This is a genomic window from Vannielia litorea (assembly GCF_018424695.1).
Taxonomy (GTDB): Bacteria; Pseudomonadota; Alphaproteobacteria; order Rhodobacterales; family Rhodobacteraceae; genus Vannielia; species Vannielia litorea_A.
This window is the reverse complement of record NZ_QTNQ01000009.1, coordinates 60,595-79,598: the sequence shown is the minus strand read 5'-3', so window position 1 is coordinate 79,598 and position 19,004 is coordinate 60,595. Positions and strand designations below refer to the sequence as shown.

At 62.9% G+C, this 19,004-nt stretch carries 22 protein-coding genes; 5 read left to right on the top strand and 17 right to left on the bottom strand.

From position 1 onward, the window contains the following. Position 1: 1 nt before the first annotated feature. Together DYI42_RS05385 and DYI42_RS05380 are read right to left on the bottom strand one after the other, a co-directional pair. Positions 2-313 carry a phage holin family protein gene (locus tag DYI42_RS05385; RefSeq protein ID WP_213544897.1) on the bottom strand — a complete coding sequence of 104 codons (312 nt, stop codon included), beginning with the start codon at positions 311-313 and terminating at the stop codon, positions 2-4. Between the two features lie 19 nt (positions 314-332). Beyond that, positions 333-671, bottom strand: coding sequence for a DUF883 family protein (locus DYI42_RS05380; RefSeq protein ID WP_213544896.1), 339 nt, complete (start codon positions 669-671; stop codon positions 333-335). A gap of 175 nt (positions 672-846) precedes the next feature. On the opposite strand from DYI42_RS05380, the gene DYI42_RS05375 reads away from it, so the two are divergent. The 3 genes from DYI42_RS05375 to DYI42_RS05365 all read left to right on the top strand — a co-directional run bounded on the left by DYI42_RS05375 (position 847) and on the right by DYI42_RS05365 (position 3,806). Next, positions 847-1,017 (top strand): DUF1328 domain-containing protein, encoded by a 171-nt coding sequence (locus tag DYI42_RS05375; protein ID WP_213544924.1) that lies wholly within the window; start codon positions 847-849, stop codon positions 1,015-1,017. A gap of 245 nt (positions 1,018-1,262) precedes the next feature. Further along, a complete protein-coding gene (locus DYI42_RS05370) occupies positions 1,263-2,552 on the top strand; it encodes a PRC-barrel domain-containing protein (RefSeq protein ID WP_213544895.1) in 1,290 nt (429 codons plus the stop codon). 153 nt (positions 2,553-2,705) lie between these two features. Beyond that, positions 2,706-3,806 carry an AI-2E family transporter gene (locus tag DYI42_RS05365; RefSeq protein WP_213544894.1) on the top strand — a complete coding sequence of 367 codons (1,101 nt, stop codon included), beginning with the start codon at positions 2,706-2,708 and terminating at the stop codon, positions 3,804-3,806. 22 nt (positions 3,807-3,828) lie between these two features. Here DYI42_RS05365 and DYI42_RS05360 read toward each other — a convergent pair whose 3' ends face one another. From DYI42_RS05360 to DYI42_RS05345, 4 genes are read right to left on the bottom strand one after another with little or no spacing between them, the layout of a single operon-like run. Next, positions 3,829-5,514, bottom strand: a complete 1,686-nt coding sequence (locus DYI42_RS05360) for a phospholipase D-like domain-containing protein (RefSeq protein WP_213544893.1) — start codon at positions 5,512-5,514, stop codon at positions 3,829-3,831. Beyond that, on the bottom strand, positions 5,511-7,379 hold the full coding sequence (locus DYI42_RS24570; protein WP_213544892.1) for a sensor histidine kinase: 1,869 nt from the start codon (positions 7,377-7,379) through the stop codon (positions 5,511-5,513). Before DYI42_RS24570 ends, DYI42_RS05360 begins: the two co-directional genes overlap by 4 nt. A gap of 17 nt (positions 7,380-7,396) precedes the next feature. Continuing rightward, positions 7,397-7,975: an RNA polymerase sigma factor gene (locus DYI42_RS05350; protein WP_213544891.1), complete on the bottom strand. Its 579-nt coding sequence runs from the start codon at positions 7,973-7,975 to the stop codon at positions 7,397-7,399. After that, a complete protein-coding gene (locus tag DYI42_RS05345) occupies positions 7,972-8,190 on the bottom strand; it encodes a NepR family anti-sigma factor (RefSeq protein WP_342344612.1) in 219 nt (72 codons plus the stop codon). Before DYI42_RS05345 ends, DYI42_RS05350 begins: the two co-directional genes overlap by 4 nt. Before the next feature lie 125 nt (positions 8,191-8,315). Between DYI42_RS05345 and DYI42_RS05340 the strand changes: the two genes are divergently transcribed. Further along, a complete protein-coding gene (locus DYI42_RS05340; protein WP_213544890.1) occupies positions 8,316-9,131 on the top strand; it encodes a response regulator in 816 nt (271 codons plus the stop codon). Positions 9,132-9,166: 35 nt separating this feature from the next. Here DYI42_RS05340 and DYI42_RS05335 read toward each other — a convergent pair whose 3' ends face one another. From DYI42_RS05335 to DYI42_RS05325, 3 genes are all read right to left on the bottom strand, one after another. Then, positions 9,167-9,628: a PaaI family thioesterase gene (locus tag DYI42_RS05335; protein ID WP_213544889.1), complete on the bottom strand. Its 462-nt coding sequence runs from the start codon at positions 9,626-9,628 to the stop codon at positions 9,167-9,169. Between the two features lie 82 nt (positions 9,629-9,710). Next, the gene (locus DYI42_RS05330) at positions 9,711-10,367 is read right to left on the bottom strand and encodes a YceI family protein (protein WP_213544888.1); all 657 of its coding nucleotides are present in this window, start codon (positions 10,365-10,367) and stop codon (positions 9,711-9,713) included. After that, a complete protein-coding gene (locus tag DYI42_RS05325) occupies positions 10,364-10,732 on the bottom strand; it encodes a DUF1428 domain-containing protein (protein ID WP_213544887.1) in 369 nt (122 codons plus the stop codon). Before DYI42_RS05325 ends, DYI42_RS05330 begins: the two co-directional genes overlap by 4 nt. Before the next feature lie 75 nt (positions 10,733-10,807). Here DYI42_RS05325 and DYI42_RS05320 point away from each other — a divergent pair, with 75 nt between their 5' ends. Continuing rightward, positions 10,808-11,254, top strand: coding sequence for a MarR family winged helix-turn-helix transcriptional regulator (locus DYI42_RS05320; protein ID WP_213544886.1), 447 nt, complete (start codon positions 10,808-10,810; stop codon positions 11,252-11,254). 92 nt (positions 11,255-11,346) lie between these two features. Here the strand turns inward: DYI42_RS05320 and glpK are convergent, their stop codons facing one another. The 8 genes from glpK to DYI42_RS05280 form a co-directional block, all read right to left on the bottom strand. Next, entirely contained in the window at positions 11,347-12,861 is a 1,515-nt protein-coding gene (gene glpK / locus DYI42_RS05315; protein WP_213544885.1) for a glycerol kinase GlpK, read from the bottom strand. A 110-nt stretch (positions 12,862-12,971) separates the two neighbouring features. Continuing rightward, complete coding sequence (locus DYI42_RS05310) at positions 12,972-13,430, bottom strand: hypothetical protein (RefSeq protein ID WP_213544884.1); 459 nt, start codon at positions 13,428-13,430, stop codon at positions 12,972-12,974. 145 nt (positions 13,431-13,575) lie between these two features. After that, positions 13,576-15,312, bottom strand: coding sequence for an ABC transporter substrate-binding protein (locus DYI42_RS05305; protein WP_213544883.1), 1,737 nt, complete (start codon positions 15,310-15,312; stop codon positions 13,576-13,578). 61 nt (positions 15,313-15,373) lie between these two features. Next, a complete protein-coding gene (locus DYI42_RS05300; protein ID WP_213544882.1) occupies positions 15,374-15,646 on the bottom strand; it encodes a DUF2160 domain-containing protein in 273 nt (90 codons plus the stop codon). 126 nt (positions 15,647-15,772) lie between these two features. Beyond that, a complete protein-coding gene (locus DYI42_RS05295) occupies positions 15,773-16,096 on the bottom strand; it encodes a GIY-YIG nuclease family protein (RefSeq protein ID WP_213544881.1) in 324 nt (107 codons plus the stop codon). A 108-nt stretch (positions 16,097-16,204) separates the two neighbouring features. Next, entirely contained in the window at positions 16,205-17,053 is an 849-nt protein-coding gene (locus tag DYI42_RS05290; protein WP_213544880.1) for a carbohydrate ABC transporter permease, read from the bottom strand. Then, positions 17,050-17,922 carry a carbohydrate ABC transporter permease gene (locus tag DYI42_RS05285; protein WP_213544879.1) on the bottom strand — a complete coding sequence of 291 codons (873 nt, stop codon included), beginning with the start codon at positions 17,920-17,922 and terminating at the stop codon, positions 17,050-17,052. The genes DYI42_RS05290 and DYI42_RS05285 overlap by 4 nt, the downstream gene beginning before the upstream one ends. After that, positions 17,922-19,004 carry an ABC transporter ATP-binding protein gene (locus DYI42_RS05280; RefSeq protein WP_213544878.1) on the bottom strand — a complete coding sequence of 361 codons (1,083 nt, stop codon included), beginning with the start codon at positions 19,002-19,004 and terminating at the stop codon, positions 17,922-17,924. Before DYI42_RS05280 ends, DYI42_RS05285 begins: the two co-directional genes overlap by 1 nt.

Below are 19,004 nucleotides of genomic sequence, written 5' to 3'. Positions count from 1 at the left end.
TCTAGTTCCCCTTAGATGTGCCACGCCCGGCCTGAAGGCCCACGATGAACGCTTCGGCAAGGCCGAGTGGGCCGGCAACGGGCGTGGGCTGGGCAACAGGCACCGGGGGAACGCGACGGATGCGGGACATTCCGAGCAACACGAACCCGAGCGCAAGCCAGACTGCGCCCACGATGAGAGCTGCCGTCTGGGTGGATGTCGTCTCGACGAGGTAGATCCAGCCAGCCACCGTCATGAAGGCAGCGCCGACGAGAAAGCAGATGCCTGCACCGGCGGAAAAGGCGACCCGGCGCATGGCGTGCGCCAGGCTCATTTGCAAACGGGCCAGCATGTTATTTCCTGGAAGAAAAGTGGCCGATCAGAAAACCGACGGCAGCAGCGATACCAATGGCAGTGGCCGGGCGCTCGGTGACAAAATCATTGGCACGCCCGTAGGCATATTCGGCGTTGTGCTTCACGTAGTCGGCACCTTCATGGGCCTTTGCCTTGGCCTCGGACGCCTTGCTTTTGGCGTAGCTCTGAAATTCCGATGTCTTGGCGCGGCCAAGCTCGGCCACAGCGTTCGTCAGGGCGGAAATGTCGGACTTGAGGGCCGCAATCTGGGCCGAAACTTCATCTTCCGGCTTCGATGAGCTGGAGGTACTGTCTGCGGTCGTCTTGGCTTGTGCCATTTGACGTCTCCTTTTCAATTCGGATGTGTCATTCGACAATTCAACCGCGTTCTGCCTGGAAGGTTCCAATGGGGATGTGAAAACAATTTCGGGAACCTGCTCCGACTAATCTCTGTTGTGGAGACAAGACGCGGGAAAACTCTTCCCCAATGCACATAGAATGAAAGGAAAGAAAATGCTTGGTTGGGCCCTTACCTTCCTCGTGATCGCACTCATCGCCGCACTGTTTGGCTTCGGTGGCATTGCCAGCGCCAGTGCTGGCATCGCTCAGGTGCTGTTCTTCGTGTTCCTCATCCTGTTCGTGGTGGCCATGGTTGCCCGGGCAATGCGGGGTCGCACGCCCTGAACGTCAGTGGCAATAAAAAGATAGAAAAAGGGGCGCTCGCACAGCGCCCCTTTTTTGTTCTGGCCAAATGCATCGGCGGATTACCGCTTGTGAAATCAGGAAAGTCCCACGAAACGCACCGGTCCGTTTTTTGTTCCCTTCGTTTCCCGGCTTTATCTCAGGAACAATCCCTTTCCGCTCCGGTTCATTCTCCACAAGCGGCCAAGCGCCGCAGTTTCTGAAACCAGAAATACCGGAGAGACCAAATGAAACGCATTCTTGCAACAACCGCGCTCACCGCGTCGCTGTGCATGCCTGCCTTCGCGCAGGACGCCACGACGGCAGAAGAGACAACCGCACCCGAGGCCGGGACCGAGATGATGGCCGATGGCGGCTTCATCCAAACCGCCGACCCGAAGGACGTGATGGCCAGTGACTTCATCGGCAAGCGCGTCTACGCCATGTCCGGCGAGATGGAATACGGCGAAGAAGGCGTCGAACAGGCTGACGCCGAGTGGGATGACATAGGTGAGGTCAGCGACGTGATCTTGGCCCGCACCGGCGAAGTCGAAGGCGTCATCGTCGACGTGGGCGGTTTCCTCGGGATGGGTGAAAAGCCCGTGGCCCTGACCATGGACTCCCTGCAGCTCGTCGCCGACAGCAACTCGCCCGGCGACTACTTCGTCACCGTGTCTTCGAGCCGTGAAGCGCTGGACCAGGCGCCCGCGTTCGAATTCACCGATCCCGCTGCTGAGATGGAGCAGGCAGAAGCTGCCGACGGCAGCATGGCCACTCCGCTGGAAGAAACCCCCGGTGAAGAGGCTGAAATGGCCGAGACCGGAGACAATGCCGCCGACACCGGGATGACCGACACCGGGATGACCGACGACGTCGCCGAAGCCGACGCGGACATCGAAGAAGCCGGTGAAAACGCTGAAGCCGAGATGGCAGAGGCGGGTGACGCCATGGAAAACGCTGGCGAGGAAGTCGAGCAGGAAGTCGCTGAGGCGGGGTCCGAAATCGACGCTGCGGCCGATGAAGCGGAAGCCGAGATGGCCGATGCCGGTGCAGAAGTCGAAGCGGCGGCCGACGAAGCCGGAGCCGAAATGGCCGAAGCTGGCGAAGAAATCGAAGGTGCCGCTGAAGAAGCCGGTAACGAGATGGCTGACGCCGCCGAAGACACCGAAGCCGCCGTTGAAGGTGAAACCGAGATGGCCGACGCTTCGCAGGAAGGCGACATGACAGGCTTCACCCGTGAAGGCTATTCCGAAGTGATGGTCACCGAACTGTCGTCGGAAGACCTGACCGGCCTGGCCGTCTACGACCCGAACGAGAACCGCGTTGGTGAGATCTCCGAGATCCTGATCTCCTCCGATGGCGTTGTCACCGATGCGGTGATCGACGTGGGCGGTTTCCTGGGCATCGGCGAGAAGCCCGTTGCGATCAGCTTCAAGGGCATCTCGCTGCAGCAGCAGTCGGATGGCGATGATCTGCGCGCCTATGTCAACACGACCGAGGAGCAGCTGGAAAGCTTCCCCGAGTACGAAGACGGTTGATGCGAGTAACCTGGAAGCGCCTCGTCCAGCGGGGCGCTTCCGCCTTGCGAGTGCCCCGGGGATCGGAAACATCCGTCCCCGGGGCGTTTTTTAGCGTAACATTCATGCTGCCGCCCTTTCCCTCCTGCCCTTGCCCCTGAGGAGATACCGAACGTGATTGCCAGCCGCTCCATCTCGATCCCCCTGACGATCATCGCCGCGATCCTGACGACCGCGGCGCTCAAGGAAGGGGCTTACTTTCTGGCTCCAACGGTGCTGGCCCTCATCACGGGGGTGATCCTTTCACCCGCCATCGGCCTGCTCCTGCGGGCTGGCCTGCCAAGGTCGGCGGCGGCAGGTGCGGTTCTGGCCTTTGCCCTGGTTGCCCTCACCGTCATTGCGCTCCTGCTGGAGCCGTTCATCTGGAGGGCACTGGAGAAGCTGCCGCTTGTGTGGGTCGAACTGCAGGAGACGCTGAGGCAGCTTCAAGACGCCCTGCGCGGCCTCAACGAGATGACGGAAGACGTCAAGGAGGCCATCAGCCCGGACGGCGCCAACGATGGAGAGGAGCAGGAGTCCTCGCTTGCCCTGCCGTCTGCCATCGACGCCATTGCGATGGCACCAACCATTGCGGCGCAGCTGATGATCTTCACCGGCGTGCTGTTCTTCTTCCTCTTCACCCGGGACAGCATTTACACTTGGGGTGCGAAGGCCCTGGGCGGGCGCAATCTGGAGTCGCGAGACCGCTACAAGGCATCGCTCCTGACGGCCGAGCACATGGTGTCACGCTATTTCATCACGATCACTCTCATCAATGCATGCCTGGGGCTCGCCGTGGCTGCGGCGATGGTAATGTTGGGCATGGCCTCTCCCATCATGTGGGGGATTGCTGCCTTTGCCGTAAATTTCGTGCCCTACCTTGGGCCAGCGGTCTTTGCGACCGTTCTACTGCTGGGCGGCATCGTGGCGTTCGACGGCTTCATGTCCGTTGTGCCCATGTGCGTCTACGTCTGCATGAACGTGACCGAGGGCCAGTTCGTTACGCCCTCCCTGGTGGGCAAGACGCTCAACATGAACCCGCTGCTGATTTTCCTGTCGCTTGTTTTCTTCCTGTGGATCTGGGGGCCGTTGGGTGGCTTCGTCGCCATTCCGGTGCTGCTTTGGGTGCTTCTGGTGGCAGACCTGATGAAGCCTGACCAAGAGGTGCGCGAGGCCGCGGAGCGGCGGCAGGAGTTGGATGACACTGTGGCCGAAAAGATTGCCGAGGGAAACTGAGGCCCGGGAACGGCCTTTCCGTTCAGACCATTTCCTCAGGAATACCGGGCACGGCCATGCCGAAGCGCGAGGCAGGTCGAATATCATGCGGAAGCAGATAGCCTTCGCGCGCCTCGGGCAAACGATCCGCATCGCGGCGGGCCTGGGCGATCCAGGCCTCGAAAGCGGATGCCGGGTTGAGCATCAGGGCACGTGCCTCACCATCAATGGTCGGAAACCAATGTGACAGCACACGCTCTCGAATGTTCTGCGTCTCTTCTGCGGCCACCTCGACACCTGCTTCCGTGTCCCATCGGAGACTGCGCCCGTTCAGGTTGGCCGAGGAGACAATCGCCGCCCTGTCATCGAAGACGGAGAGCTTGGCGTGGACGTAGATCATCGGGGCACCGCGCAGGGCCACCCGCCCCAGTCCGCCGTTTTCTCGACCGGACCCGTCTTCCGTGCCAAGAGCTTCCGCACCGGCTTCCTCCTCTGCCGCACCGGGACGACGCCGCTGAGCGGGTGACAGCGCATAAAAGCGGTCACCGAAGCCCTTGCGAAGGATGCGAAGGCAACGTGACTGGAGGAACTCACCGAAGCGGGCATCCGCGCCACCACTGGAAAATGCGACCTCTTCGGGCGCGGCTGGTAGAACGAGCAGAAGCCTCAGCCCGGGCTCCTCCTGCGCTCTCCGGGCGAGGCGGCGTGCCAGCTTGCGATCCCGGAAGAATTGCGTCTCGAGATAGATGAACTGCCGCGCCTCCCCGGCGCGGGCGACATGGGCATCGAACAGCCCCGATGAAAGCTTTTTTGGGGAGAAGCGGAACGGTGCAAAGCGGGCCGGGGTCGACAGAGTGGTTAGAAAGCGCGGTGTGCCGCTGGTAGCGCATGCTCCGTCATCCACCCCTTCCGGCGCGGGCCCCTCTCCGGCAGTCTGACTCGTGAAGTGATCCAGGTGGCGCTCGGCAGTTCTTGCGATCGTTTCATCGTGGAGCAGCATCTGGACATCGTGCCAGGTTTGCCGGGCGGGCTGATCGTGGCCCGGCGTATCCCAGCGCCGCTCGTCCAGGTCCAGCCCACCAACATAGAGGGCCTTGCCGTCAATCACGGCCAGTTTCTGGTGATGGGTCACCGGTGTCATCCGGAAACTGTGCCACCAATCTGCTCTGACCACGCCAGCTTCGTCGTCCGGCACCTTCAGATGCGGGCGCAGACGGGGGGCTTCTGTAATGAACCGACTGCGCTCGCCCTGGGGAAGGTCGTTCAGCATCTGGACGGCGTGGCGCAGCTTCCACGCCGCAACGGGCCAGAGAAGCATGCCGGGCACCTTACCGATCCGCGCAGGATGACGTGCAGCGATCGCCTCAAGTGTACCCGCCCCGCCTTCTCCTGCGATCTCGCGCAGGCCCGCGCATTGCCGCATCGTTCGCCACGTTCCGCGATGCAGGTCTGGCGCGCCGATAGGGTCGAAATCGGAAACAACGATGCGAATGTTCACGCCGCGCCGCAGGACATGGGCCAGGAGATCGGCCCAAGTGGTGCCGATTGCCTGTCCCTCCTCACTGCGAAGCTTCGTCCGAAGGTCGATGATGCGGAAGCTCATGTTCACGCGCGTCTTCGCCGACAGTACCAGTCGCTCAAACTCCGGGTAAGCCTCGCGCGCCGTAATGAGGAGGTGTGGCGCACTGCCCCAGTCAGGCGTGCGGGCCTTGTCGCCCGCAGCAGTCACGCCGTGCCTTCCTTTCGGAGGTTCTCGGGCAGATCACGCGGCGCCACCGTGCGTTCTCCCGGCGCAATCGGCGCATCAGGCTCACCCTCGGGCTGCGCCTCGATCGGAAAGGTAACGGCAAGGCTGAAGGTTTCGTCATCCTGATCCAGTTCCAATTTGCCACCGAGTTGCGCCGCGAAGGCCCGGATCAGCTGGCTGCCAAGGCCGTTGCTGGAGGGCGGTGTGTAGTCCCGGCTCAGCGGCGCGCCCTTGGAATTGAGAACAGTCAAGCGCGCGCGCGAGCACAGGGTTTCATCCTCGTCTTCGTCGGGAATGGGCTCTGCTTCGGAGGCCTCCGGCTCCAACTCTTCCAGCTTGATCTGTAGCCATGCGCTTCCGGGCCCATCAGGGTGCCCCATGTGCTTTGTTGCATTGGTCACGGCTTCTGTCGTCAGCAAGGCAATCGGCACCGCCTGATCGGGGGCCAGCGTCAGCCCTGCGATGTCCATTCCCGGGCTCACGCCGGCGTCCTTGGGAAGGGCCGTTGAGAGGGTTTGGCGCAGTATCGCATTCAGCAGCAGGTCGGCGTGGACAACGGAGAGGCGAGACGTCTGATACAGGCTCGAATGGACGGTCGCGAGGCCCAGCACCCTGTCGAGGATGCGGCGCAGTGTGGTGCGGGCTTCTTCCCCTTCGGCCTTGCGGATCTCCATGTTCATCACCGAGGCGATGAGCTGGAGGTTGTTCTTGACCCGATGGTGCACCTCGCGCAGCAGGAGGTTTTTCTCGTGCAACCCGTCTTCAAGCTCCGCCTCGTCGCGCAGGATCGTCTCAGCCATGCTTGAGAATGTCTCGTTCATCTCCTGCAATTCAGAGGGGGCGCGATCTGAAATTTTACTTTCACCATGAATGCTGCGGTGTCCGGCAGCGAACCGTATCATCCGTGCCCGCAGGCGGCGGATGTGGACCAGCACGAGACGGTGCACGGCAATGTAGGCCACCCCCAGAGAGATGATCCACATAAGCATCGGGAAGACTGCAGCGCTGTACCAGTTCAGGCCATCCGGTGTTTTGTCGGCCCAGATCGCCATGGCATAGACGAGGCCGGGGATGATCGGCACGAAGGTGTAGATCCGCGCCTCCCCCGCGACACTGTGGCCCGAGACGGTCGTGGCGCCACTGTCAATCAGCTCTGCCAGGGTGCTTTCAGCGGGCAGTTCCCCCGCCAGGGCATCGCCTTCGTTGCGGGAGAGCAGGACGCGCCCACTGTTTGTGAATGTCACCAGATCGACCGGTGTTTGCATCACCTCCCCGTCACCGCCGACCGGGTCGCCCCCATCGCGCTGAACAGTCAGGTCTTCTTTCTCGATCGAAATCGAGACGAAACCGAGATAGGTGCCGTCTTCGTAAACAGGATAGCCCAACACCATCACTTCGCTGCCTGTCACCCGCCCGCGTTGCAGCAAGTCGGCCATGGGCACCCTGTCTTCCGCCATCGTGGCGGCAAACTCCGAACCGGTGATGTCGAATGTCTCGCTGCGAGAGTTGCATGTCGTCACGTTCTGAGTGTCGACGAACATGGCCAGTGTATAAACGACACTGCGCTCGGTGAGCTGCTGCATAAGGCTCGAGCACGCTTCCGGATCACCGCGAAGGCCCACCACAGAAGTTGCCAGCACCCGGGCAGAGGCGAAGCCTCCGTGCATCATGTCGCGCATCTCTTCCACATCGGCAACGGTTTGTCCGAAGAGCGCCGAGCGATTGAGCTCATCGGCCTGCCGGGACACGTTGGCCGTTTGCATCAAGGCGATGATGCCCACGGGAAGAAGCGCCACGGTGAGCATCACCGCGACGCGAAACACCAGCGATTGTCCGATCGCCTTCACGTGCTTGACCCTCGTGATCACCCGAGCGGAGCGTTGCTGGCAGCAACCACAGCCATGGTGCTCTGGTCGGTAAGCTCCAGCTCTTCCTCTTCGCTGAGTTGCAGGATTTCAGCCAGCCGCGCACGTGCCCGGTTGGCCCTGCTCTTCACCGTTCCGACCGCGCAATTGCAGGTCTCGGCGGCTTCGTCATATGACATACCAAGCGCGCCGACCAGCCAGAGCGTCTCGCGCTGCTCATCGGGCAGCGTTGAGAAAGCGCGTTGAAAATCGGCAAGTGCGAGCCGGCCGTCGTGATCCGGCTTGGAGGCGAGATTGCCCGCCATGACGCCATCCACGTCGGCCACCTCCCGGCCTGACTTGCGCCGGGCGGAGTAGAAGGTGTTGCGCAGGATGGTAAACAGCCAGGCCCGCAGGTTTGTACCGGGCTTGAACTTATCGAAGTTGCTCCAGGCCTTCACCACGGCGTCCTGCACGAGGTCGTCGGCTTGGGCGGAATTGCGTGCGAGGCTCATTGCGAAGGCGCGCATGGCAGGAAGATGCTCGACGATCTCATCGCGAGGGTCGTTCTGCGGAAGCTCGGTTTTGGGTGATGTCATTTGCTGGAATCGCCTTCCGTGTCCTGCTGTCGGAGGCGATTGATCAGATCGGTAAACCTGTCCGGCACATCTTCTTCGACCTGGGCCTGGAAGACCCGGCGCAAGTTTTCGTCGATCTGCCGCCGTAGCCCGTCGGTCGCTTCTTTCTGCTGCTCTTTCATTGCTACCTTTTTGCCTTTCATCAAAACCGACCCGCTCCAGCGCCAGGTACCCATCGCAATAACTCTCGGCAGACCGTGAGGTTCCCGAGAAATGTCCCTGTGTCACATTTTAATTTGGAACCAAACGCCATGAGCCTACGTTTGGTTCCGGAACGCCAATAAAAAACGGGTAAGGCAACATGAACAGTGCATCTTCCGAGAGCTTTGCCGATGGCATCGCGCGGGAACTCCCATACCTGCGCCGCTATGCCAGAGCGCTGACCGGGAGCCAAAAGTCCGGCGACGCCTATGCCGCCGCAACTCTTGAGGCCATGCTGGACGATCCGGACCTCGGAGACCGCTCGCGGAGCCCCCGCGTGGCCCTCTTCGCGGCCTTTCACGCGATCTGGACGAGCTCCGGGGCACCGGTTGAAGCCGAGGAGGGTGACAGCTTTCTCGCGGCGCAAGCCAACCGCCACATGGCCCCGCTGACGCCGGGCACCCGAGAGGCGCTGCTGCTCTACACCATCGAGCAGTTCTCCTACGCCCAGATCGGAGACATCACCAACAGCACCGAAGCCGAAGCCGAAGAGATGGTGGCAACGGCGCAGGAAGAGATGGCCCGCTCGATCAGCGGCAAGGTCATGGTCATTGAGGACGAGGCCATCATCGCGATGGATCTGGAAACCGTGGTTGGCCAGATGGGCCACCGCGTGACTGGCGTGGCGCGCACCCACAAGGGCGCGGTGCAGCTTGCCAAGCAGGAACGGCCCGACATGATCCTGGCCGACATCCAGCTGGCCGACAATTCGTCGGGTATTGATGCAGTGAACGACATCCTCGGCGAGTTCGGCGAGATGCCCGTGATCTTCATCACCGCCTTCCCCGAGCGCCTGCTGACGGGCGAGAAGCCCGAGCCGGTGTTCCTCATCACCAAGCCCTATACCGAAGAGCAGGTGCGCCTTGCGGTGAGCCAGGCAATGTTCTTCGCCTCGACGGTGACACTGGTCGCCTGAGGCACAACGAGTTCCCTCGTAAGGCGGGTCCGGCGCTAGTCGGTCCCGCCTTTTTTATGGAACAGGCGATAGATCGCCTTGCAGCGGGCCACCGGTGTTTCGCCATCGCAAATCAGCGCTTGGGTAAACAACATCTTACCCGTCCGTTTCACCACCTCCGGCGTCGCCTCGATCCACGCACCAGGCTGGCCGGGGCCGAGGTAGTCGATATCGAGCGTAATGGTGGCCATCTTGCCCACCACCGGCGCGGTTCCCGCTGCGCCGCTGTAGGTTTCGTTGAACACCCGCGCGAGAATGTCGGCAAAGGTTGCCGTCACCCCGCCATGACAGACGCCGTTGACGTTGAGGTGCCGGTCTTCCACCCGAAAGCCGACGGTGCGCGAGCCATCATCGTTTTCACGCAGGAACCATGGCCCCATGGACTCATCGACCGAGCACAACAGGGTCAACGCTGTGAAACCTTTGGGCGGAGCGGGAGTTTCGGCGTGTTCTGTCATCCACGGCACGCTGCCCCCTGCAGCCGGCGGCGTCAATGCAGGGACAGTCGCATGAAATTGCAAATGTCCTGTTAACGGACGGTTACCCTTCCCACTTCGGGCCGATGAACTCGGCGTCCACCGAGAATTTCACTTCATCTGCGACGCCCATGGTGGTGCCGGGCGGCGGCAGGCCCACGTCAAAGCCAATGGCCGAGCGCGAGAAGCTGCCCGCGGCGTGGAAGCCGATACGAGCGTTGGGATCATACCGGTTGCCCTCCCAGCCGCCGAGTGCCGTCACCGACATGGTGACCGGGGCCGAGATTCCGTTGATCGTGAGGGTGCCCGCCACCTCTGCCGCCTTCTCGCCGGTGAGGCGGATTGACGCGCTCTGCAAGGTAATTTCGGTGTAGTTGGCGGAGTCGAACCAGGGCGGGGCGAGCACCATCGCGCGAAAGCCGGTCGGCTCCGGCGTGGGAATATCCAGCGAACTCACGTCGATGGTGGCTGTGAGCCGTGCGGTGGCGGGATTGGCGGGATCGAGTTCCACCGTCGCGCTGAACCTGTCGAAGCTGGCGCGGAAGTTCGAGATGCCAATGTGATCGACCATGAAGATCAGGCTCGAATGGGCCGGGTCGAGCGTGTAAGTGCCTGCTTTCAGCGTACTCAGGTCGGTCCTGGTGGTGTCCATCGCCAGATCTTGCGCCCAAAGCGGCGCGGCGGCGAGAAGAGCCGCGATTGCAAGGACTTGCCGGATCATTGCACCGCGCCTTCGCCCCAGGCCACCAGCGGCTCGAAGCCGCCCCACATCATCCGCATCCCGTCAAAGGGCATCTGTGGCATGTCCTTGCCGTCCATATCGGCCATCATCTGCGCCTCCGCCGCCTCGGCGGCAGCGCGGTCGGGCCAGACGATCCAGGAGAACATGCAGACCTCCCCCGCCTCCATCTTGGTGGCCATCGGAAAGCTCGTCACCTTGCCGTCCGGCACGTTGACGCCCCAGTTCTCCTGAAAGCCGATGGCGCCATAGCCCTTGAACATTTCCAGCGCGTCTTCGGCCATCTCCTTGTATTTCGCCTTGTTTTCCTCGGGCACGGCGAGGAGAAACCCCTGAATGTATGCCATTGCAATCAACTCCCTGATAACGCATTTCGGAGCCAACTTGACAGGCTTTATCGTTGATATCAACATAAGAGAGACATGGACCCCGATCTGCCACTCGACGTGACCCATGAGGTTGGATTTGCCTGCCTCTGCCTGCGCGCACAGCGTGCCGCGCGGCAGTTGGCGCGGGTATTTGATGAGGTTTTTCGGCCACTTAACCTGACCAACGGGCAGTTCTCGCTGCTGATGAGCCTCAACCGTCCGGAGCCCCCACGACTGACCGATCTGACCGGGCAGCTCGGGATGGATCGCACCACGCTGACGGCCTCGGTGAAGGTGCTGGAACGGCGCGGGTTGATGCGGCAGGAACAGGACGAAAAAGACAAGCGCGCCAAGAGGTTACTGCTGACAGATGAGGGCCGCGCGCTGCTGAAGGAGGCGGTGCCGATCTGGCGCGAGACCCATGCCCGCATCGAGGCGGAGCTGGAGCAGATCACTGCCGCACAGATGCGCGCCGGGCTGGATCAGTTGGCAGGGCGTTAACTCTGCGAAGCAAGGGGCCACAACCCATGCAGAACCAATGCACAACCCATGCACATGTCGGATGACATAGCGCCCACCCGTTAACGCACCGCTCAGAAGCCGAGGGTTGCGTTTACCGCGCGTTTCCAGCGGGCATATTTCTCTTCACGCTCCCCCTCGCCCATCTCGGGTGAGAAGCTGCGATCAAGCGCCCAGGTATCGGCGAAACCGGCCTGGTCGGGATAAACCCCGGCCCGCTGCCCGGCGAGCCAGGCTGCGCCCATCGCGGTCGTCTCGAGCACCTTGGGCCGGTCCACCGGGGCGCCGATGATGTCGGCCAGAAATTGCATGGCCCAGTCCGACGCGCTCATGCCGCCGTCGACCCGGAGGGTCGCAGATGAAGAGGTGTCCCTCAGGGCCGTTTCGCTGGCGCTGCTCCAGTCGGCCTTCATCGCCTCCAGCAGATCGCGGGTCTGGTAGCCGACGCTTTCGAGCGCGGCGCGGGCAAACTCGGCGGGGCCGGTGCTGCGGGTGAGGCCGAAAACTGCGCCACGGCAATCGGCGTCCCAGTAAGGCGCGCCGAGGCCGGTGAAGGCGGGCACCATGACAACCCCCTGCCCCGTGTCTGCTTTCTCAGCCAACGGATGGGTTTCGCCCGCCTCACGGATCAGCTTCATCCCGTCGCGCAGCCATTGCACCACGGCGCCAGCGACGAAGATCGAGCCTTCGAGCGCATAGGTCGGCTTGCCGTCGAGCTGGTAGGCGATGGTGGTGAGCAGGCGGTTTTCGCTTTTCACCGGGTCGGAGCCGGTGTTGAGCAGGGCAAAGCAGCCGGTGCCATATGTGGATTTCATCATGCCCGGCTTGAAGCAGGCCTGGCCCGCGGTGGCCGCCTGCTGGTCGCCGGCGACACCGAGAATGGGAATCTCGCGCCCGCCGAAGAGATCGGCCCTTGTGGTGCCGAAATCGGCGGCGCTGTCCTTCACCTCGGGGAGCATCGACATGGGGATATCGAGCAGTTTGCACATGTCTTCAGACCATGCGCCGCGCCGGATGTCGTAGAGCATGGTGCGGGCGGCGTTGGTGGCGTCGGTGACGTGTGATTTGCCCCCCGTCAGATGCCAGATGATCCAGCTGTCGACGGTGCCGAAGGCCAGCTCGCCCGCCTCGGCCTTGGCCCGCGCCCCTTCTACATTGTCGAGAATCCAGCGCAGCTTGGTGCCGGAGAAGTAGGGATCGAGCAGCAGGCCGGTGGCCTCGGTCACCGCATCTTCATGGCCCTTGTCCCTGAGCTTTCGGCAGAAATCGGCAGTGCGCCTGTCTTGCCAGACGATGGCATTGTGGATGGCCTTGCCGGTGGACCGCTCCCAGACGACGGTGGTTTCGCGCTGGTTGGTGATGCCGATGGCGGCGATGTCATCGCTGGACGCGCCCGCCTTTTCGATGGCAGCGCGGCAGGTGGCCGCTGTCGTCGTCCAGAGGTCGGCGGCCTCATGCTCGACCCAGCCGGAGTGCGGGAAGTGCTGGGCAAACTCCTCCTGCGCGGTGGCGGCAGGCTTCAGCGCCTCGTCGAAGAGGATGGCGCGGGAGGAGGTTGTGCCCTGGTCGATGGCGAGAATGTAGGTCATGTCATGTCCTCCCTTGGTTCGGACGGTTTAGCGCGGGATGGCAGCGGCGTCACCGGGGCGCGGTGCAGCGGTGAGACCATCGGCACGGGCCGACCAGATGGCCTGCCCGGTCAGGGAAAGGCCCGGCTCAGAGCGCGGGCGTCCAGGGGCACCAGAACGAACCCGTCGAGCCAGGCCGCCCCGGCCTCTTCCAGTGCGTCGGGTGGCGGGCTTTCGGGCAGGGCGATGGCCTGAAGGATCATGCGGTGCAGCAGCCCGCCTTCCACTGCCACGCGCAGGACGCAAGAGAACGCATCGGGGCGCGTGCGCTCCGCCGTGCCCATCAACCCGCGCCATTCCCGCTCGTGGCGGTGGCAGAGCATGGTGTAGGGCTCCAGCCCCGGCTCGACCTGAAGCGTCACGATCTCGCCGGTCGGGGCCATGGCGGCGAGCGCCTGCCCGTCGAAGGCGTGCAGCATCGCGCCCGCCATGGCTTCGCCCGGCGGGCGGGTGCGGTTGAGGAAGGGGCCGAGCAGGATCATCAACAGCACGACAGCGGCCACGACGATGGCAGCCCGTTTGAGAAACACGTTTGTCGGTGGGGGCGCAGGTGGCACGGCTTGGCTCCGGCAGGACACTCAGGGACATGGCACAGGGTGGCGGACGCATGGGGAGCCTGTCAAAGACGAAAGAGCCGGGGCCACCGCAAAGGCAGCCCCGGCCCGGGGAGGTAACTTACTGCCAGGAGGCGATCAGCTCGTCATAGCTGATGGTCTCCGGGGTCGGATCCTCGTTGTCGAGCTTGGCCTTCGGGGCACCCGGCTGCGAAAGCCACTCTTCGGGGTCGACCTCCTCGTTCATGACCGGGCCGAGATCGCCCTGAACGCCTGCGCGCTCAAGCCGCTCCAGCACCCGCTCCTGATCGGCGCAGAGGCTGTCGAGGGCCTCTTGCGGAGACTTCGCACCCGACATCGCATCGCCGATGTTTTGCCACCAGAGCTGCGCCAGCTTGGGGTAGTCCGGCACGTTGGTGCCGGTCGGCGACCACTGAACACGGGCCGGGGAGCGATAGAACTCCACGAGACCGCCCAGCTTGGGCGCGCGCTCGGTGAAGCTCTCGTCCTGGATCGTGCTTTCGCGGATGAAGGTGAGGCCGACGTGGGACTTCTTCACATCCACGGTCTTGGAGGTGACGAACTGGGCATAGAGCCAGGCCGCCTTTGCACGGTCGACGGGCGTGGACTCCAGCAGGGTCCACGAACCGGCATCCTGGTAGCCGATCTTGGTGCCCTCTTCCCAGTAGGCGCCGTGCGGCGAGGGGGCCATGCGCCACTTGGGCGTGCCATCCTCGTTGAGCACGGCATCGGCCCCGTCACCCACCATGTCGGCGGTGAAGGCGGTGTACCAGAACATCTGCTGGGCGATGGAGCCCTGCGCAGGCACCGGCCCGGCCTCGCCGAAGGTCATCCCGGCAGCGGCGGGGGGAGAATACTTCTCCAGCCACTCGATGGCCTTGGTCACGGCGTAGACGGCAGCGGGGCCGTTGGTTGCGCCACCACGGGAGGTGCAGGAGCCGACCGGCTGGGAGTTTTCGTTCACACGAATGCCCCACTCGTCGACCGGCAGGCCGTTGGGCTCGCCCTTGTCGCCCATGCCGGCCATCGACATCCAGGCATCGGTGTAGCGCCAGCCGAGCGACGGGTCTTTCTTGCCGTAGTCCATGTTGCCATAGACACCCTCCGACGGGCCGCCCGCGTAAGACATGTCGCGCCCGGTGAAGAACTCGGCGATGTCTTCATAGGCCGACCAGTTGACCGGCACGCCGAGGTCGTAGCCATAGGCTTCCTTGAAGTCGGCCTTGGTCTTCTCGTCGTTGAACCAGTCGTAGCGGAACCAGTAGAGGTTGGCGAACTGCTGGTCGGGCAGCTGGTAGACCTTGCCATCGGGGCCGGTGGTAAAACCGAGGCCGATGAAGTCCTCAAGGTCGAGGTTGGGGTTGGTGACGTCTGCCCCCTCGCCCGCCATCCAGTCGGTCAGGTTGCGGGCCTGCTGGTAGCGCCAGTGGGTGCCGATGAGGTCGGAGTCGTTGATGTAGCCGTCGTAGATGTTCTCGCCGGACTGCATCTGGGTTTGCAGCTTTTCGACCACGTCGCCCTCGCCGATCAGGTCGTGGGTGACCTGGATGCCGGTGATGGCGGTGAAGGCCGGGGCAAGGACCTGGCTTTCATACTCGTGGGTGGTGATGGTTTCGGAGACGACCTTGATCTCCATGCCCTGCATGGATTCGGCGGCATCGACGAACCACTGCATTTCGGCTTCCTGGTCCTCGCGGGAGAGCGTGGAGAGGTCACCGATTTCCGCGTCGAGGAACGCGCGCGCCTCGTCCATGCCCGCAAAAGCCGGCACGGCGAGGCTGAGCGCCACCGCGAGGCCGCCGGTAAAGGCGGTGGTTGATCTGAGATTGAGCTTCATTCTGTTCTCCTCCCTGTTGGGTTGATGAAGCGCCGCATTGGCTGCGGCCGTTATTCCTGCGCTAAACCCAGCGGAACACCGCTGCGGCATAGATCAGGCAGAGGACCAGCGCCCAGGGTTGGGCGATGCCGGTCAATCCGAGCCAGGCCAGGTTGATGAAGGCCGAGCCGAGAAGGGTAATGAAGAGGCGGTCGCCCCTTGTGGTTTCGATCTGGAGCACGCCCTTGCGGGGTGTCTCGGGGAACTTGATCGCGAGCACGGTGAAGGTGATCAGCAGCGAGGCGATCACGAGGAAGAATATGGCGGTGGGCCATGTCCATGCCATCCAGTCCATGTCAGCGGCTCCCTTCTGTACGGGTGGTCATGGCGCAGTCATCCTCGGGCTCGCCCCGAGGATCTCTTGCGGCTGGGTGTGTCCGATTGTGCGAGATCCTCGGGTCAGGCCCGAGGATGACGGTCGTCAGGTGCCTGCCTCTGCCGCCGCCTCGGCTTCCGGGCAGATTTCGTACCACAGATCGCGCCAGCCGGGGTTGGCCTTCTCGATCAGATCGATCTTCCACCGCCGATACCACCGCTTGAGCGATTTCTTCCGCTGTATCGCCACCTCTGGTTCCTCGTGCATCTCGAACCAGGCGAGCTTGTCCAGATTGTAGAGATCGGTGAATCCAGGCAGAGCGTGGGTCCGATGCTGCCATATACGCTGTACCAACCCGCCCGTCACGCCGATGTAGAGCGTGCCGCGCGGCTTGTTGGTCATGATATACACCGCCATCTGTTTGTCCATCACGCCCGCCTCCGAAGTCATTCTCTGGCTTGACCAGAGAATCTCTTTGGCGGGAGATCCTCGGGTCGAGCCCGAGGATGACGGCGGCGTGGTTAACAAACCGTGTCACTACACCCTCCCCAGGGCGAAGCCCTTGGCGATGTAGTTGCGGACGAAGTAGATCACGAGCGCGCCGGGCACGATGGTCAGCACCCCCGCCGCCGCCAGCACGCCCCAGTCGAGGCCGGAGGCGGAGACGGTGCGGGTCATGGTGGCGGCGATGGGTTTGGCGTCGACCGTGGTCAGGGTGCGGGAAAGCAGCAGCTCGACCCAGCTGAACATGAAGCAGAAGAACGCTGCCACGCCGATGCCGCTGGCGATCAGGGGCATGAAGATCTTCACGAAGAATTTCGGGAACGAGTAGCCGTCGATATAGGCCGTCTCGTCGATTTCCTTCGGGACGCCGCGCATGAAGCCTTCGAGAATCCAGACCGCGAGCGGCACGTTGAAGAGGCAATGGGCCAGCGCCACGGCGATGTGAGTGTCGAAGAGACCGACCGAGGAGTAGAGCTGAAAGAAGGGCAGCGCGAAGACGGCCGGAGGGGCCATGCGGTTGGTCAGCAGCCAGAAAAACAGGTGCTTGTCGCCGAGGAAGTTGTAGCGGCTGAAGGCATAGGCGGCGGGCAGCGCCACGGCGACCGAGATCACCGTGTTCATCACCACGTAGATCAGCGAGTTGACGTAGCCCATGTACCAGCTCGGGTCGGTCAGGATGACCATGTAGTTGGCCAGCGTGATGTCCTGCGGCCAGAGCGAGAAGCCGCCGAGGATTTCGGCGTTGGTTTTCAGGCTCATGTTCAGCAGCCAGTAGATCGGCAGGAGCAGGAACAGGAGGTAGAGGCCCATCACGATGGCCGAGCCCTTCACCCGCACCTTCGGCGCGCGCACGGCAGGGGCGTTTGCGGTGGCATCCGTCATTTCGCGTCCCTTTTGTCGAGGTTGGTCATGACCGTGTAGAACACCCAGCTCACCAGCAGGATCACGAGGAAATACATGATCGAGAAGGCGGCGGCGGGGCCGAGGTCAAACTGGCCAATGGCCATTTTCACCAGGTCGATGGAAAGGAAGGTGGTGGCATTGCCCGGCCCGCCGCCGGTGACCACGAAGGGCTCGGTGTAGATCATGAAGCTGTCCATGAAGCGCAGCAGGATGGCGATCATCAGTACGCCCTGCATCTTCGGGAGTTCGATGTAGCGAAATACCTTCCAGCGGCTCGCCTGGTCGATCTTGGCGGCCTGGTAGAAGGCATCGGGGATGGACTGAAGGCCCGCGTAGGCCAGCAGCGCGATCAGCGAAGTCCAGTGCCAGACGTCCATGACAACGACGGTGATCCATGCATCCAGCACATCGCGGGTGTAGTTGTAGTCGATCCCGATGGCGGCCAGCGTGTGGCCCAGAAGGCCGATATCGACGCGCCCGAAGATCTGCCAGATCGTGCCGACCACGTTCCACGGGATCAGCAACGGCAGGCTCATGAGGACGAGGCAGACCGAGGCCCAGACGCCCTTTTTGGGCATGTTGAGGGCCACGAAGATGCCCAGCGGCACCTCGATGGCGAGGATGATGCCGGAGAACATGATCTGCCGCCAGAGGGCGGACCACATCCGGTCGGAATCGAGCATCTCCTCGAACCATTCCAGCCCCGCCCAGAAGAACTCGTTGTTCCCGAAGGTGTCCTGCACCGAGTAATTGACCACGGTCATCAGCGGAATGACGGCGGAGAAGGCGACGAGGATCAGCACCGGGAGGACGAGGAACCAGGCCTTGTTGTTCTGGGTCTTTTCCATCAGGCGGCCTCCCCTTGCGGGCTTACCCGCCAGTCGTTGGCGTAAACATTGACGTGGTCGGCATCAAAGGCGACGCGGGTCATATCGGCGCCGATCTCGTCGCCCTCCCCCGCGATCACGTTGATCTCATTGCCGAAAAACTCGGCGCGGACGATCTTGTGGCGGCCCACGTCTTCCACCCGTCGGACCTTCACCGGCAGACCTTCGGTGGCCGACAGCTTGGCGTATTCGGGCCGCACGCCAAGCGCCACCCTGCCCTGCACCTCGCCATAGCCATGGGCCAGCGCCAGCTCGGCGCCATCAATATAGGCGCGGTTGCCCTCGACCTTGGCGGGAATGAGGTTCATCCCCGGGGAGCCAATGAAATAGCCGACGAAAGTGTGCTCGGGGCGCTCGAAGAGCTCTTCGGGCGTGCCGATCTGAACCACGCGGCCATCGTGCATCACAACCACCTTGTCGGCGAAGGTGAGCGCCTCGGTCTGGTCGTGGGTGACGTAGATCATCGTATGGCCGAAGTCGTGGTGGAGCTGCTTGAGCTGGGTGCGCAGTTCCCACTTCATGTGGGGGTCTATGACGGTGAGCGGCTCGTCGAAGAGCAGCGCGTTCACGTCCTTGCGCACCATCCCGCGCCCGAGACTGATCTTTTGCTTGGCATCCGCCGTCAGCCCGCGGGCCTTGCGGTTGAGGTCCCCTTCCATACCGATCATCCGGGCGATCTCGTTCACGCGCTCGGCCACATAGGCCTCATCGCGGCCCCGGTTGCGCAAGGGGAAGGCGAGGTTATCGCGCACGGTCATCGTGTCGTAGACCACGGGAAACTGGAAGACCTGGGCGATGTTGCGCTCGGCGGTGGCGGCGTGGGTCACGTCCTGATCGTTGAAGAGGATGCGCCCGCGCGAAGGCTGGAGCAGGCCGGAGATGATGTTGAGCAGGGTGGACTTGCCGCAACCGGAGGCGCCGAGCAGCGCATAGGCGGCGCCGTCATCCCAGACGTGGTTGAGCTCTTTCAGCGCGAAGTCGTCTTCACTGCCCGGGTTGGCGAGGTAGCTGTGGGCGAGGTTGTCGAGAGTGATCTTGGCCAT